At 72.7% G+C, this 13,896-nt stretch carries 10 protein-coding genes, 1 other RNA gene and 1 pseudogene; 2 read left to right on the top strand and 10 right to left on the bottom strand.

The genetic code is table 11. The features are described from left to right. Positions 1-41 precede the first annotated feature (41 nt). The 9 genes and pseudogenes from LX83_RS25590 to rnpB all read right to left on the bottom strand — a co-directional run bounded on the left by LX83_RS25590 (position 42) and on the right by rnpB (position 10,210). A complete protein-coding gene (locus tag LX83_RS25590) occupies positions 42-227 on the bottom strand; it encodes a hypothetical protein (RefSeq protein ID WP_253775751.1) in 186 nt (61 codons plus the stop codon). A gap of 45 nt (positions 228-272) precedes the next feature. Next, positions 273-911 (bottom strand): hypothetical protein, encoded by a 639-nt coding sequence (locus tag LX83_RS25585; protein WP_253775749.1) that lies wholly within the window; start codon positions 909-911, stop codon positions 273-275. Positions 912-942: 31 nt separating this feature from the next. Further along, entirely contained in the window at positions 943-1,944 is a 1,002-nt protein-coding gene (locus LX83_RS25580; protein WP_407649662.1) for a C40 family peptidase, read from the bottom strand. A gap of 7 nt (positions 1,945-1,951) precedes the next feature. Beyond that, a complete protein-coding gene (locus tag LX83_RS25575) occupies positions 1,952-2,599 on the bottom strand; it encodes a hypothetical protein (RefSeq protein WP_253775745.1) in 648 nt (215 codons plus the stop codon). 26 nt (positions 2,600-2,625) lie between these two features. Continuing rightward, a complete protein-coding gene (locus tag LX83_RS25570) occupies positions 2,626-4,692 on the bottom strand; it encodes a hypothetical protein (RefSeq protein WP_253775743.1) in 2,067 nt (688 codons plus the stop codon). Beyond that, positions 4,689-7,772: an ATP-binding protein gene (locus LX83_RS25565; RefSeq protein ID WP_253775792.1), complete on the bottom strand. Its 3,084-nt coding sequence runs from the start codon at positions 7,770-7,772 to the stop codon at positions 4,689-4,691. The genes LX83_RS25570 and LX83_RS25565 overlap by 4 nt, the downstream gene beginning before the upstream one ends. A 788-nt stretch (positions 7,773-8,560) precedes the next feature. After that, a pseudogene (locus LX83_RS25560) lies at positions 8,561-8,936 on the bottom strand (hypothetical protein); the annotation flags it as partial. 3 nt (positions 8,937-8,939) lie between these two features. Beyond that, positions 8,940-9,221: a hypothetical protein gene (locus LX83_RS25555; protein ID WP_253775741.1), complete on the bottom strand. Its 282-nt coding sequence runs from the start codon at positions 9,219-9,221 to the stop codon at positions 8,940-8,942. Between the two features lie 553 nt (positions 9,222-9,774). Then, an RNA gene (gene rnpB, locus LX83_RS25550) (RNase P RNA component class A) lies at positions 9,775-10,210 on the bottom strand. Between the two features lie 518 nt (positions 10,211-10,728). Between rnpB and LX83_RS25545 the strand changes: the two genes are divergently transcribed. Together LX83_RS25545 and LX83_RS25540 are read left to right on the top strand one after the other, a co-directional pair. After that, entirely contained in the window at positions 10,729-11,616 is an 888-nt protein-coding gene (locus tag LX83_RS25545) for an NAD(P)H-dependent oxidoreductase (RefSeq protein ID WP_253775739.1), read from the top strand. A 620-nt stretch (positions 11,617-12,236) separates the two neighbouring features. Continuing rightward, positions 12,237-13,523 carry an ArsB/NhaD family transporter gene (locus LX83_RS25540; RefSeq protein ID WP_253775737.1) on the top strand — a complete coding sequence of 429 codons (1,287 nt, stop codon included), beginning with the start codon at positions 12,237-12,239 and terminating at the stop codon, positions 13,521-13,523. A 19-nt stretch (positions 13,524-13,542) separates the two neighbouring features. On the opposite strand, the gene LX83_RS25535 is transcribed toward LX83_RS25540, so the two are convergent. After that, the gene (locus LX83_RS25535; RefSeq protein WP_253775735.1) at positions 13,543-13,872 is read right to left on the bottom strand and encodes a DUF6204 family protein; all 330 of its coding nucleotides are present in this window, start codon (positions 13,870-13,872) and stop codon (positions 13,543-13,545) included. Positions 13,873-13,896: the final 24 nt, after the last annotated feature.

The following is a 13,896-nucleotide window of genomic DNA, read 5'->3' as shown; positions in this document are numbered from 1 at the left end:
GGTTTGCAAAGTCGACTCGCGGGCGAGGGGGTGCGGAGGGATCAGTCGTCGTTCCAGGAGCGGTCCTGGTCGTCGGCTGACTTGGTGCGCTCCTTGGCGATGTCCAGTGCCCTGGCCGCGGTCTGCTCGTCCGGGTAGGGCCCCATCCGGTCGAGCGCCCGGCACTCGGCGCCGCGCTCGGGCTTGTGGTGCTTCAGGCAGTAGTACCAGGCATCCGGTTCCACCATGCGTCGAGCGTCGCACGCGCGCGCCCGGCTGTCACCCGTCGCGGCTCACCACTGGCCGGTCGGCGGCTGGCCGTGGCCGGCGGAGTAGCCCTGGCTGTACGCCTGCTGGTAGTTCTGCGCGCCCTGCGGGCCGTACCCCGGCGCCTGCTGAACCGGCATGCCCTGAGCTGGCGTGCCCGGCACCGGCATGCCCTGCACCGGCATGCCCGGGGCCGGCGTGGCCGGTGGGGTCTGCACGGGCACGCCGCGCGGCGGCGTGTACTGGGTGTCGGTGGCGTGCTGCTGCGGAATCGGGTCCAAACAGGACACCAGCACGGTGGTGTCCTCGGCGTTGTTGATGCGCGCGCCGGTGCGCTCCCGGTAGACCAGGTCGCCGTCGACGTCGATCTCCACCATGCAGCCGACCTCGGCGAGCTGGTCCTCGTCCAGGTCGACCAGCTTCTCGTACCTGGACGGCACCACCCGGTAGATCGGCCAGGTCAGGTGGGCGTAGGCCTGGTGCAGTTCGGCGAGCAGGTGGGTCATCTGCTGCTGCCACGGCAGCGGCATGGACTCCACCAGGGTGCGCGGCAGCACCACGTACGACTGGTCAACGCCGTGTCTGGCGGTGGCCAGGTAGTCGCGGACGGGCGTGGTGGAGGCTGGCGGGCCGGCCGGACGTGGAATGGGATCGGGAGTGAACATGGTGTTGCGCCTCCTGCACGCGAGTGCGGTCTCACACGCCCGGCCGCACGGCCTGGGGCATCAGTTCCGAATCATCCCAGTTGAGGTTGCTGATCTTGACCACGTCCCCGGTCTGCGGAGCGTGCACGTACTTGCCGTCACCGAGGTAGATCGCCACGTGGTGGACGGTGTTCGGATCGCTCCGGTCGGTGGCCCAGAACAGCAGGTCGCCCGGCTGGGCGTCGCGCACCGGCAGGAAGGCGCCGCCCTTGGCGTACTGGTCCTGCGACACCCTGGGCACGGTGATGCCGGCCGACTCGAACGCCCGCAGCACCAGGCCGGAGCAGTCGTAGGTGTCCGGACCGGTCGCGCCCCACACGTACTCCTCACCCAACTCGGCCAGCGCGTACTGGATGGCGGTGCCGGCCGCCTGGGACGGCGGCAGCAGGTTGCCGACGCCCCGGCCGCACCCGGTCGGGTCGGTGATCTGACCCAGCCCGCTGATCAGCGACGCGGCCATGGGTTCCCAGCGGTGGTAGCGGTCCGGGAACGCCGAGCGCTCCACGGCCTGGGACACGTCCCCGGGCCGGCGCTCCTGCCAGTTGGGCACCTTCTGCAGCACGTCGTAGAACTTGTTGATGGCGTAGACCGGGTCGGTGACCTCGCTCGGCGAACCCCAGTTCATGGAGGGCCGCATCTGGAAGATGCCCAACGAGTCGCGGTCGCCGTAGTTCAGGTTGCGCAGGCCGGACTCGGTCATGCCGGCCTGGATGGCCACCTGCCAGCCCAGCGGCGGGATCTCGCGCTGCTTGCCGATGGAGATGATCAACGCGGCGATCTCGCGCTGCTCCTGGTTCAACCGGCTCGCGTCCGCGCTGCCGCGCTCCTCGTTGCCCCCCTGCCACGGGCCGACCGCCGCGTTGCAGCCGAACCCCATCAGTTGGGCCTGCTGACCCTGCTCGGCCCCGCCCAACACCGTGTTCACCGTGCCACTGGTCCACACCACCGTGAACAGCACGGTGACCAGCGCGCCAATCAGCAACCAGGCTCGCAGCATCTCGTCAGTCCGCCTTCGTGTACCTGGCCACCCGCCACCCCTGCGCGGTGCGCACCAGGGTGAGCTGCAGCGTCCCGCCGTCGGTGGGCAGGGCGGCTTCCATCGAGTTGGCGTGGGACTTGGTCGGTGTGGCCGACCCGGTGACCTTGGTCGCCGGGATGTTGGCGATGTCGACCGAGCTCATCACCGGCAGGTACTCCTCCGTGGTGTAGGGGCGGAGCTGGTCCAGCCACTGCTCGTTGGTCATGCCGTCCGGGTGGTTCACCCAGGCCTTGCCCCACGACTCGGCCACGGACAGCGCGGCGGGGTCGGGCGCGGCCGACGACGGGGAGGCGGCCGGGCTGCTCAGCCGGGTGGGCAGGCTGGGCGGCAGGCTGGTGGGGATGGCGCCACCGGTCGGTGCCGCCGACTGGCTCTGGCCGCCCGTGGGCTGGAGCGACTGGCCGGCCTGCCCCTGCCCGGAGCCGGGTGTGCCACCGGACGCGGCCAGCGGCCCGTTCTCGCCCAGCAGGCGCGGCCCGACCACGCCGATGGTGGTGGCCAGCACTGTCACCCCCACGACCGTGGTCACCAGGTGCTTGGGCGAGCGCAGCGGCCAGCCCCACAGCTTGCGGTACACCGCCGCGCGCCCTCGGTTCGTGCGGATCGGCATCTGCGCCCCCTCTCCGTGCGGTCTCCTCAGCCCAGCGACGAGCCGCTGTTGTTGTCCCGAACCTCGAAGCCCCGGGAGGGCCGGAAGATCACGTGCACCTGGCGGCCGGCGACCACCTCGGTCTCGGCCCGGCGCGGCCCGGACGGCACGCCCATGTCCGCGGCCATCCGGGAGAACTGCCGAGCGATCTCGTCATCGCCCGCGCCGAAACCCGAACCCGAACCCAGGGCCGCGCCGGCGCCGGAGCCGAAGCCCGATCCCGAGCCGTGGGTGATGCGCGAGGGCACCAGCACGGCGTCGTCGAGCCGGTCCCAGCTGCGGTCCACCACCGGCGGGGTGTCCACCAGCCGGCTGGACCCGGCGCTGGGCAGCGCCGCGGTCGGCCCGGTGTAGCCCTTGGGGCCGGCGGGCAGCGCGTCGACCGCCCGGTCCTGACCGGCCCGGCCCCTGGTCAGCTCGGCCAGCGCGGCGGTGGCGGCGGAACCGCGCCGGTCCACCCGCTGGGCCGTGGCCGCCACCGGGTTGGCCGCCTCGGGCCGGACCCGACCGCGTCCGCGCTGCGGCGCCTCGACGTCGTCCGGGTCGGTCTCCCGCACGCTCTCCCAGAACCGGTCCTGCGGCGAGGCCTCCTTGCCGCGCCGGCCGCGCAGCCGGGACAGCAGGCCCGGGCCGGCGGGCAGCACCCGGCCGGCCGCGCTCACCGACATCTCGACCATCTGCCACATCCGGCGCATGGGTTTGCCGACCGCGAAGAAGATCAGCGTGACCAGGGTGGCCAGCAGCATCTGGGTGAGCAGGTTGAGCGAGTCACCCGCCCCGAAGATCATCTGCAGCAGGATGGTGTGCATGCCGGCCAGCGCGGCCAGCAGGATCACGTTGAACACCACGGCGCCGGCCGCGCGCGCCAGCCGGCGCAGCACGTCGTGGTAGATGATGGCGACCAGGCCGACCAGCGGACCGGCCAGGATGCCCAGCCGCAGCAGCAGCTGCGCCAGCAGCACGGCCGCCTTGGCGAACAGCTGGAACAGCCCGTAGGCCAGGCCCTGGAACATGGCCAGGAACCCGGAGCCGGTGCGGCTGCCGTCGGTGCCCCGGAAGTAGCCCTGGGCGCTGCCCAACCGGCCGTCGATCGCCCGGAACTCGGTTTCCTTCGCGGCGGCGGCAGTGCTGTCAGCGTCCTTGCCGTCGGCGAGTTCGGTGCGGGTCCACGCCTGGGCGTGCAGCAGGTTCATGCCCTCGGCCTGGGCCTGCGGCGCGTCCGGTGAACCGAACTCGCCGCGCAGCCAGTTCTTGTAGACCACGTTGTCGTGCAGCAGCGTGGGCAGCCGGTGCCGCTCGACCGTGTCCTCGGAGCCGTCCAGGAACCCGGCCTGGATCTCCGAGGTCTTCTGCAGCAGCATCCGGTCCAGCACCTCGGTGTACAGCGGCGGCAGCGCCACGGTGGCCGCGGCCAGCCACATGCCGGCCAGCGCCCACAGGCTGCGCTTGCTCAGCGTGGCCAGGTCGCCGGTCCAGATCTGGCGGAACAGCAGCACCGCGAGCAGCAGCGCGGCCAGGCCGAACCAGCGCACGTAGATGTTGTCGTAGAAGGCGTTGGCCGCGGCGCGCACCGCCTCGTCCAGCGGCTTGACCAGGCTGCCGTCCATCAGCGCGTAGTGCAGCGAGTTGGTCGCGCCCACCACGTTCTTGCCGACGTTGAACAGCTGGTTGCCGCCCCAGGTGTCGATGGTGGCGTTGGCGTCGCCGATCATGCACCCGGCCACACCGCCCTGCTCCTCGGGCTCGTAGGTGTGCCAGACCATGCCGGCGTAGCCGAACTGCTGGTAGGCGCTGTCCTTGGTGCCGTTGCCGACCGGCGGGTCGATCGCGCCGACCATGCCGGCGCCGGGCCGCTCGGGATTGGGCGGGTCACACCCGTCGGCCAGGGCGGGTGTGCCGATCAGCGCCTGGGTGCCCAGCAGGGCGGCCACCACCGCCAGCACCGGCAGCCGGCGCCGCCGCGCGGTCGCGGAGCCGGCGAGCAGGGCACGCCACCGCCGCCGGACCAGGGTCACCGCCCCGGCGATCGCCACCAACACCGCGAGCGTGCTCATGACCGGCTGTCCCAGCTCTGGTCGTGCTGGCCGCCGTGGCCGGCGGGCGGCCCACCCTGGTCGGGCCCGACTCCGTTCTGGCCGTGGCCGGGCACCGGCACCAGTTCGTCGACCAACCCCACCTCCAGTTCGGCGGCCAGTTCGTCGTCCATGTCGTCGTCGGGATGGCTGCCGTTGACCAGCGGCTGCTGCGGCCGAGCCTGTTGCCTCGGCTGTTGCTGCTGCGGCTGTTGTTGCTGCGGTTGTTGTTGCTGCGGCTGTTGTTGCTGCGGCTGCGACTGCTGTCGCGACTCGCTGCCGGCCACGAGTTGCCCTGCCGCCGAACCCCGTCCCGCCGCGGGCGAACCAGCGCCGCGGCCGGTCGCGGGCGCGGACTCGGTCGCGATCTCGGTCGCGGTCTGGTCGCGCGCGCCGACCGCGCGGGCGGCCGCCGAGGGCTCCTGGCTGACGTCCCGGTTGGCGTCGGGTGTGGTGTCCAGGGCGGCCCGCAGGTGGTCCAGGTGCGAGCCGTTGAAGTCGACGCGGATGCGCTCCACGCCGCCGGCGCCGTCGGCGAAGATGAACTGCCGTGGTGAGCGGTCGCGTTCCAGCACGCCGCGCTCACCGCCGGGCCGGCGGCCCAGGCTGGCGATCACCTGCTCGTACCCGGCGCCCACCGGCACCTTGAGCAGCCGCAGCGCGTCCTGCTGGGCCTGGTCGTCGTCGAGCCGGCCGACGAACACCGAGTCCAGCAGCGCGACAAAGCCCTGGATGCGCAGGAAGTCCGCGGGGATCTGGGAGGACAGCAGCACCCGGACGTTCCACTTCCGGGAGTCCCGCGCGAAGCGGTTCATCAGCACCCGGCCGGTGGGCACCTCGGACAGGAAGAACGCCTCGTCGATCCACACGCCCTTGCGCAGGTCCTTGGGCCGCTCGTAGATGGACCGCTGGGTGAGCCAGGCGGCCAGGTTGAGCATTTCCACGCCCAGCGCCTCGGCGTCGGTCCAGTGCTCCCGGCCGACCCCGTCCTTGGGCATGGTCAGCCCGGCCATGGTCAACACGGTGAGCCGGTCGTCGCGCTGCTCGGAGTACGGGTCGGCGTCGTGCTCGGGGATCAGCAGCGACATGCGCTCGCGCAGCTCGTCCAGGAAGTCGGCGACCACGATGGCGTGCTCGCGGTGCTCGCTGGCGTCCCGGCGCAGCGCGTCCAGCACCAGGCCGGGGTGGGCGTCCTGCCGGCCGCCGACCGCGCGGACCGCGCGCAGCAGCACGATCCGGGTCTGCGGCAGCCGGGCCACCTCGTAGGGCAGCACGCCGGTGAGCACGTCCAGCACCAGCCGCCGGCGGGTGGCGCCGGCCAGGGCCCGCTCCCGCCGCCAGGCCCGCTCCGGGTCGTCCTCGTCGGCGAAGTGGGCCAGTTCCGGCTCGGCCACCACCCGGTAGGGGTTGAGGATGCCCGGCTGGGCGTTGAGCAGGTTGATCGGCCGGGCGTAGGGCCGCAGCTCGGGCAGGTCGCACAGGGCGGCCAGCGGGCCGGACGGGTCGAGCAGGGTCCAGTACGCGCCGGCGCGCAGCGACTTGTAGACGATGCCGCCGCCCAGGAACGACTTGCCGCCGCCCAGGCCGGCGACCATCGCGGTCAGGCCGGATCCGTCGCGCAGCTCCTGGGCCATCCACGGGTCCCAGGCCACCGGCCGGCGGGTGGCCGTGCAGGTCTCGCCGAGCAGGATGCCGCGCCGGTCACCGACCTCGGCGGTGGCGGTGGGCACGGCCGAGGCCGCCCAGATCACCGAGCCGCGGCGCAGGTAGGCCGAGGACGCCAGGGGCTCACCCGGGATGAACTCCCTGGCCATGGCGTACTGCGCCTCGGGGTGCTCGATGGCGATCTTCGGCTTGTACAGGTCGAGCAGCTGCTGGGCCAGCCGCAGCGCGTCCCGCTCGGTGGGGCCGGACACGGCCAGCCGCCACCACGAGCGCACCCGGGTGGCCAGCGAGGTGAAGCCCGAGGTCATCTCGTCGTCGATGTCGAGCACCCGGGCGGCCTGCCTGGTCAGCGACTGCGGCGGTTCCAGCTCGTGCTCGTCGGTGTAGTGGCGGACCTGCGAGCGGACCTTGTTCATCTGCCGCTGCAGTTCGCCGGAGACCTCCTCGGGCCGGCGCACGTAGATGCGCGCGGACCACTCCACCGAGGCGGGCAGCCGGTCCGAGCGCTGCACCCACGGGTCGTCGACCTCGGGGATCTGCAACCCGTGCATCTGGCCGACGGTGAGCACGGCGACGTGCCGCTTGATGCCGGCGTTGGAGCCGGTGCGGCCGCGCACGGTGACCGTGGGCGAGTAGGGGTCCTGGTGGAAGTCGGCGGCGTCGGTGAAGCTGGCCAGGTCCTCGGGTTCCCAGGCCGCGCCGGGCACGGCGGGCAGGTTGCGCGGCGCGGGCAGGCCCAGCGAGCAGGACCGGTGCATCAGCCAGGACATCTCCTCGGCGGTGGCCGGCCGGCCCTCCAGCCCGGCCGAGCCGATCACCTGGTCCAGGTGCTCCACCTCGCTGTCCAGCGCGACCAGTTCGGCGTCGACCGCGTCCGGGAAGACCTTGCGCAGCAGCGGGGCGACCCGCTCGACCGCGCGGTCGACCACGGTCCTGGTCTGCACCTGGACGCCGAGGTAGACCTCCTTCTCGGCCATGGACCGGCCCATCAGCTGCTGCTGTTCGCCGACCATGAAGTCGTCGAAGGAGAGCGTGCCCGGGGTGTCGGGCAGCCGGTTGACCGCGTTGTGCACGTGGGCCTCGGCCCACATCCGGATCGGGTAGGGCCGGGTGGTCACCCGCAGGTGCATCCACCGGCCCTGCAGCTCGGCGTACTGGCCGGCGATCGCCGCGATCAGGTCCTGGCGCTGCGAGTCCGACCGGAACGACCAGCGCTGCGGCGCCAACCGGTACCAGGCGTAGACATCCTGGCTGGTGCGCAGCAGGTGGCCGTCGATGCTGCGGGCCCCGATCGACGGCGTGTAGCTGGGTATCGCCTGTTCCCCGGGCAGGCGCCGGCCGCGCCGGCTGTACTTCTGCTGACCGGCTGCCTCACCGGCCACGGCGTGTTGCGCCACGTGCTGCTGCACCGAACGTCGGTCCCGACGGCCCCGGCGTCCAACCACCGCCAACCTCCTTGCTGCGCGCCCGCGCGGATCCGGCCTCGGACGACGACCTCATCTGTCTTGCCGCCCTCGCTGCCGCCCGCTCTGCTGCTGGCGTTGCCGCTGGCGTTGTTGTTGTCGTTGCTGTTGCCTGGTTTGTTTGGTGCGGCGCCGTTTGCCGTCCGACTGCTGCTCGCCGTCCGCGGGGTGCGGGGGCGGGTACTGGCCGTAGGAGCCGGCCGGCCCGTACTGGGGGTACTGGCCGTACTGCTGGTGCTGGCCGTTGCCGTACCGCGCTGGCTGGCCGTACTGCCCGGACCGGGTGGGCCGGTCGGGGTAGCCGCCCGGGTACTGGCCCGGCGGGTACTGCCCCTGCGGCTGGCCCGGGTACTGGCCCTGCGGCGGGTACGGCGGTCTGGCCTGCGGCTGGCCGCCGGCCTGCTCGCCGGCGCGGGTTCTGGCCTTGCGGCCGGCGGTCTGCCGGCCACGGCCGCGTTTCCCGCCGCCGGCCCGGGTGTCCTCGACCGGACGCCGACGCGGCTCACCGCCCCGCCGGTCCCCCCCACGCGGATCGACCCCGCGCGGATCGACCAGGCGCGGATCGACCAGGCGCGGGTCGTTGCCGCGCTGACCGGGTCCGCGCTGACCTGGACCGGACCGGCCGGGACCGGGCTGGCGGGTGCGGGTCTGGGTGCCGGCTGGCCGCGCGCTGTCGCCGCTGCCCGCCCTGGCGCCGCGGGAATCCCTGGCGGCCTTGCGGCCCTTGGGGCGGGGCCGGGGCCGTTCCGCACGCACCCGGATGCGGGCGGCACTGGCCGCGCCACCCTGGCCGGAGGTGCGTTCCCTGGGCGCGGTCAGTTCCCGGCTCCACATGGCCATCACCGCGCCGAGCGGCCGTTCGTGGCTGATCCGCGCGGTGATGAACCTGGTCAGCACGATGGTGATGACAAAGGCCCACGCGGTGGTGAAGAACGTGAAGCCGAAGCCCATCTGGCGTTCCACGGTCAGCACGACCAGGAACACCACGATGCCGACACCCCAGGCCACGTACCGGACCCGCCACGGGAAGGTGGCGCGGGGTGGACCCAGCCAGACCGCGTCGACCCGGTAGATCTCGTCGTCGGTGCGCACCCGCACGGCTCAGCCCCCGCCGAACAGGCCGGCGAGCCAACGCCCGATGCCCTCGCCCGCGTTGGTGACGGCGAGGCCGACGATCGCCAGCGCGACGATCACCCCGCCGAGCCGGCGCATCACGCCGGCGTTGTCACCCTTGCCGCCACCCAGCCACAACAGCAGGACGGCGACGGTGAGCAGCAGCAGCGGAAGCAGGTTGTCAAGGATCCACTGGCGAATGCCACCGGTGGACAGACCCGGTGCGGGCTGCTGCTCCTGAGCGAGAATTACCAGGTCCATGGCGGTCATCGCGTACTCCTGAGTGCGAGGAGCGTTTCGGGTCGGCACGCGGCCCGACCGACCCGGGTTGGCGCTATCGAGTAGAACATGCCGTTGTCACGAGGTGTAGTGGTCAGCGCGCCATCCGTAGGTACATCGCCGCTGTCCCCGGCCCTGGTTACCGCGCCGGGCTTGGTGCGATCGGACCCACACATCGTCGTGGCGGACACGGCGGCGGCACACCGCCGGTACGGGGTTCTCTCGACTGCCGGGACAGTTCACCCGCCTGCGAGCGACCTGCTCACCCACCGTGTGCAGGATGGCTGCCCCCTTGATCAACAACACACCTACGTGACCGCTGTGACTGATCTCAGGTGTGTACATGTTCCACCCCGGCAACCACGTGGTTCTGGGCGTCCCAACCCAAGATCCTCACTGTCGGCTCACGCAGGTTACCGGGAAAACAGCGTTCTCGACCACGTCGGGGTAAGCCGGACGGCATCACCGCAGGTGAGCGTTGACTGGCCTGATCAGCTCTGGCGGAACGCACAAACGGACGAGTGTGAAGGCCGGGCGGTCCGGGCGGACGAGTCAGCGTGTAAGCCGGATCCTGTACCCGGCGGTTGACCCGCGCGGCACCGGGGCGCCGGCGCGGATCGCCGGGTGACGGCCATCCATCTAGGCCTGCCGTCGCCGGCAGGCTCAAGCGGCCTACCCGCAGGCATCGGACGGGCCGCCCTCAATCGCCTGCGCAGGGAGCACGGCACCAACACCGCCGCTCCCCTCTTGGCCTTGCTCCGGGTGGGGTTTACCGAGCCACCCCGGTCACCCGGGGTGCTGGTGGTCTCTTACACCACCGTTTCACCCTTACCTGGTCGCCGTGGCGCCAGGCGGTCTGTTTTCTGTGGCACTGTCCCGCGGGTCGCCCCGGGTTGCCGTTAGCAACCACCCTGCCCTGCGGAGTCCGGACTTTCCTCGGCGGCGGGAAGCCCCGCCGACGCGGCCGCCCAGCTGACTCGTCCGCCCCGCAAGGGTAACCGAGCCGATCAGCCGAGGGGAAATCGCTGATCACAAGGGTTGACAGGAGAGCGCTTCCCAGGCTTTGAAACTTGTTCGGGTTTCGTTGACCGGTTGTGCCTGGCGGTGCTCTACTCGCCGCATGGCTGCCGGAGACCGGCTCACCCGCCGCCGCCACATCGACTTCGCCCGGGTGGCGGCGGACACCTGTTGTTGACCGGGATCCCGCTGGCCGCCCGGTCCGCCCGGTTGTCCGCGCACCCCGGACGCTCCCGCCGGCCACTCGCTCGACTCCGCGCCCGCCCAGCACGGTCGCACCGGGCGCTCGCCTGACTCGGTCGGCCGATCCGTGCCCGCTGCCCCGCACCGCGGCGCCCGCCCCGCTGTCACCCGCGGATCTGGCGCGTCGCGCTCCCGTTCCTGTCCAGCGGACCCGTAAGCCCGGCGTGACCGCCGCCGGCCGGGGCCGCGCGTTCTGCCCGCCGCGGTCGAGTCGTCATCAACCCAACGAGGTGATTCGTTGTCCACGGTCCTGACGATCTCCGGGAGCCCGTCAGCCGGCTCGCGGGCGGCCCTGCTGGTCGCCGAAGTCAACCGGCAGCTGGCCGCCTTCGGCCACGACACGGCGACCCTGCACGTCCGGGAGTTGTCCACGGTCGCGCTGCTCACCGAGCACACCGCCGACCCGGGCATCGCGGCGGCGGTGGCGCGGGTGGCCGCGGCGGACGGGCTCGTGGTGGTCACCCCGGTCTACCGGGCGGCCTACAGCGGGCTGGTGAAATCGTTCCTGGACCTGCTGTCCAAGAAGGCGCTGGTCGGCAAGCCGGTGCTGCCCGTGGCCACCGGCGGCACCCAGGGGCACGTGGTGGCGATCGAGTACGCGCTGCGGCCGCTGCTGGCCGCGCGGGGCGCCACCCGGGTGTCGACCGGCCTGTTCGTCGGCGACAACCAGATCGACCTGATGACGGCGTCGCTGGCGCCGAACGCGGTCTCGGCGCTGCTCGCCACGACCACCGAGTTCCACACCGCCCTGGTGGGCCGCGCTGGCGGCAGTCGACCCGGTGACGGCCGGCCCGGTGACAGCCAACCTGGTGACGGCCGACCTGATGACGGCCGGACCAGCGCCGCCACGTCCGGCACGAGCCGGGCCAGCACGGATGAGCCCAGCGGCGAGCAGACCAGCGCGGCCGAGTCTGACGCGTTCCGTTCTGGCGGGGTGCGGCCTGACGGGGTGCGGCCTGACGGGGGTCGGTCCGGCGCGTTGCGGTCTGATCTGGTGCGGGCGGAGGCGGGTCGGGCGGGCGCGGGTCGGGCGGAGGCGAACCGGTCAGGTGTGGGCCGGGCGGAGGCGGTCGGGGCGGACGCGGTCGGGGCGGACTCCGGTGGGCTGCGGCTTGTAGCACCCTGATCGCGTCCTGCCGGCAACATCACCCGATCGAGAGCGCGGTTGTCCACAGGCCACCGGGTTGTCCACAGCCGTGGTCGCGGTGGTGTTGACAGCGGTGGGGCGTGACTAGGCTGGAGCAGGGCTCGCCCCCCGTGGTGGGTGGGGGCGTGAGTGTGGGTGGAATCGCGGGGACCGTGGGGCTGCGGGGTGTCTCGGCCGCCGGGGTTGTGGTCAGGGCCGCCAGGGTTGTGGTTTTTGCTCGCCGGGTTGTCCTCCGGCCCGGCTGAGGGTGGTGCGCACCGGGGCCGCACTCGTTGCGGTTGTGCGTCGTTGGCGCAGCCCGCCGACCGCCTGCCACCGCACTCGGCCCGACTGGCTGGCACGTGGCCGCAGCCGCCGGCCGGCTGGCACCGGGCCCAGCACGCCGACCGGCTGTGCTGAGGGGCTCGGTCCGTCGACCGGCTGCCGTCGGTCGGTTCGGTGGGTGGTCGCTGAGCCGGTCTCCGCTGGCACTCCGATAATTCCCCAGCCGGGGCAGGGCCGACGGCACCCGGGCCGCGGCCACGCCGGTCGCGCCGCGGGTGCCCTGGCCCCGCACCACGGCCACGGCGAGTGGGCGAGCGAACAGGGGCAGGGCGGCGATGGGCTGGACCGGTGGGCTGGACGCGGCGGTCAGCGCGGGTCTGCTGGTGGCGGTGCTGGTGTTCGCCACACTGCGGCCGCGTGGGCTGCCCGAGGCGGTCGCCGCGCTGCCCGCCGCCGGACTCACCCTGCTGCTCGGGTTGGTGCCGCTGGACCGGGCCGGCCAGGTGGTGGGGGTGCTGCTGCCCACGGTGGCCTTTCTGGCCGCCATCCTGGTGCTGGCACACCTCGCCGACGCCGAAGGCGTGTTCCACTGGCTCGGCTCCCGCCTGGCCACCGCCAGCCGGGGCAGCGCGCGCCGGCTGCTGGTGCTCACCTTCGCCGCCGCGGCGGGCACCACCGCCGTGCTCAGCCTGGACGCCACGGTCGTGCTGCTGACCCCCACCGTGTTGACCACGGTCCGGTCACTGCGGCTGCCGGCCGCGCCGCACCTGTACGCGTGCACCCACCTGGCGAACTCGGCCTCCACGCTGCTGCCGGTGTCCAACCTGACCAACCTGCTGGCGTTCGCCGCGACCGGCCTGTCCTTCGCCGGGTTCACCGCGCTGATGGCGCTGCCGTGGCTGGTGACCATCGTCGTGGAACTGCTCGTGTTCCTGACCGTGTTCAGCCGCCAGCTGCCACGGCGCCCGGACACGGCCTCCGCCCACCCGGCCGGTCCGCCGGGGCCGGCCCCGGCCACCCCCGTGTTCGCGCTGACCGTGCTGGCCCTGGTGCTGGTCGGCTTCGGGTTGTCCTCGCTCGTCCGGGTCGAACCGGCGTGGGTGGCCGCGGCTGGCGCGCTGGTGCTGGCGATCCGCGCGGTCGGCCGGCGCGAGGTGGGTGTGGGCACGGTGGTGCGCCAGGCGGCGCCCCTGTTCTGCCTGTTCGTGCTCGCGCTCGCCGTGGTCGTGGAGGCGGTCACCAGCAGTGGGCTGGGCGACCTGCTGGCCGGACTGCTGCCCACCACGCCCAGCCTCGGCGGACTGCTCGGCGCGGCCGCGCTCGCGGCGCTGCTGGCCAACCTGGTCAACAACCTGCCGGCGGTGCTGGTGCTGCTGGCCGTGCTCGGCGACCACCCGCACCCCGGCATCGTGCTGGCGGTGCTGCTCGGGGTGAACATCGGCCCGAACGCGACCTACCTGGGCTCGCTGGCGACGCTGCTCTGGCGCCGGGTGCTGACCGCCCGCGCCGTCACCCCGAATCCGCGGCAGTTCCTCGAACTGGGCGCGGCCACCGTGCCGGCCTGCCTGGTCGCGGCCGTGCTCGCGCTGTGGTTCGCGTTGTCGCTGGCCGGGCTGGCCTGACGGCTGCCGGTGCTGCCGGTCAGGCCCGGCGGCGGATCTTGACGTCGGCCATGTTGAGCACGCTCACGGTGAGGTTGGTGTAGCCGTAGCCGCCGGCGGTCAGGGTGGCGATGGCCCGCTGCTTGGCCCGCTCGGCCACGGCGCGCTCGTCGTCCTCGACGACCATGAGGTAGCGGAAGTCGAAGACGCGCAGGTCGCGGTTGTAGGTGAAGGTGCCGTCCTGGGTGTAGGCGGCGTTGAAGATGTGGTGCTGGTCGGCGGCGCCCAGCAGGGCGGTCCTGGCCGCGTCGGTCAACTGGTCGAACCGGCCGCGAACGGTCACCCGGTAGGTGTGCTGCTGGTTCAGCACTGGACAGCTCCCCTCACTCGCATA

This window comes from Goodfellowiella coeruleoviolacea, from assembly GCF_024171785.1.
GTDB lineage: Bacteria > Actinomycetota > Actinomycetes > Mycobacteriales > Pseudonocardiaceae > Goodfellowiella > Goodfellowiella coeruleoviolacea.
This window is presented reverse-complemented; position numbering and strand designations above follow the sequence as displayed.

Bases quoted from the DNA above. Each gene is read 5' to 3' on its own strand.
- LX83_RS25590 (WP_253775751.1), bottom strand. From the start codon at position 227: ATGGTGGAACCGGATGCCTGGTACTACTGCCTGAAGCACCACAAGCCC.
- LX83_RS25570 (WP_253775743.1), bottom strand. From the start codon at position 4,692: ATGAGCACGCTCGCGGTGTTGGTGGCGATCGCCGGGGCGGTGACCCTG.
- LX83_RS25540 (WP_253775737.1), top strand. From the start codon at position 12,237: ATGGGCTGGACCGGTGGGCTGGACGCGGCGGTCAGCGCGGGTCTGCTG.
- LX83_RS25555 (WP_253775741.1), bottom strand. From the start codon at position 9,221: ATGACCGCCATGGACCTGGTAATTCTCGCTCAGGAGCAGCAGCCCGCA.
- LX83_RS25575 (WP_253775745.1), bottom strand. From the start codon at position 2,599: ATGCCGATCCGCACGAACCGAGGGCGCGCGGCGGTGTACCGCAAGCTG.
- LX83_RS25585 (WP_253775749.1), bottom strand. From the start codon at position 911: ATGTTCACTCCCGATCCCATTCCACGTCCGGCCGGCCCGCCAGCCTCC.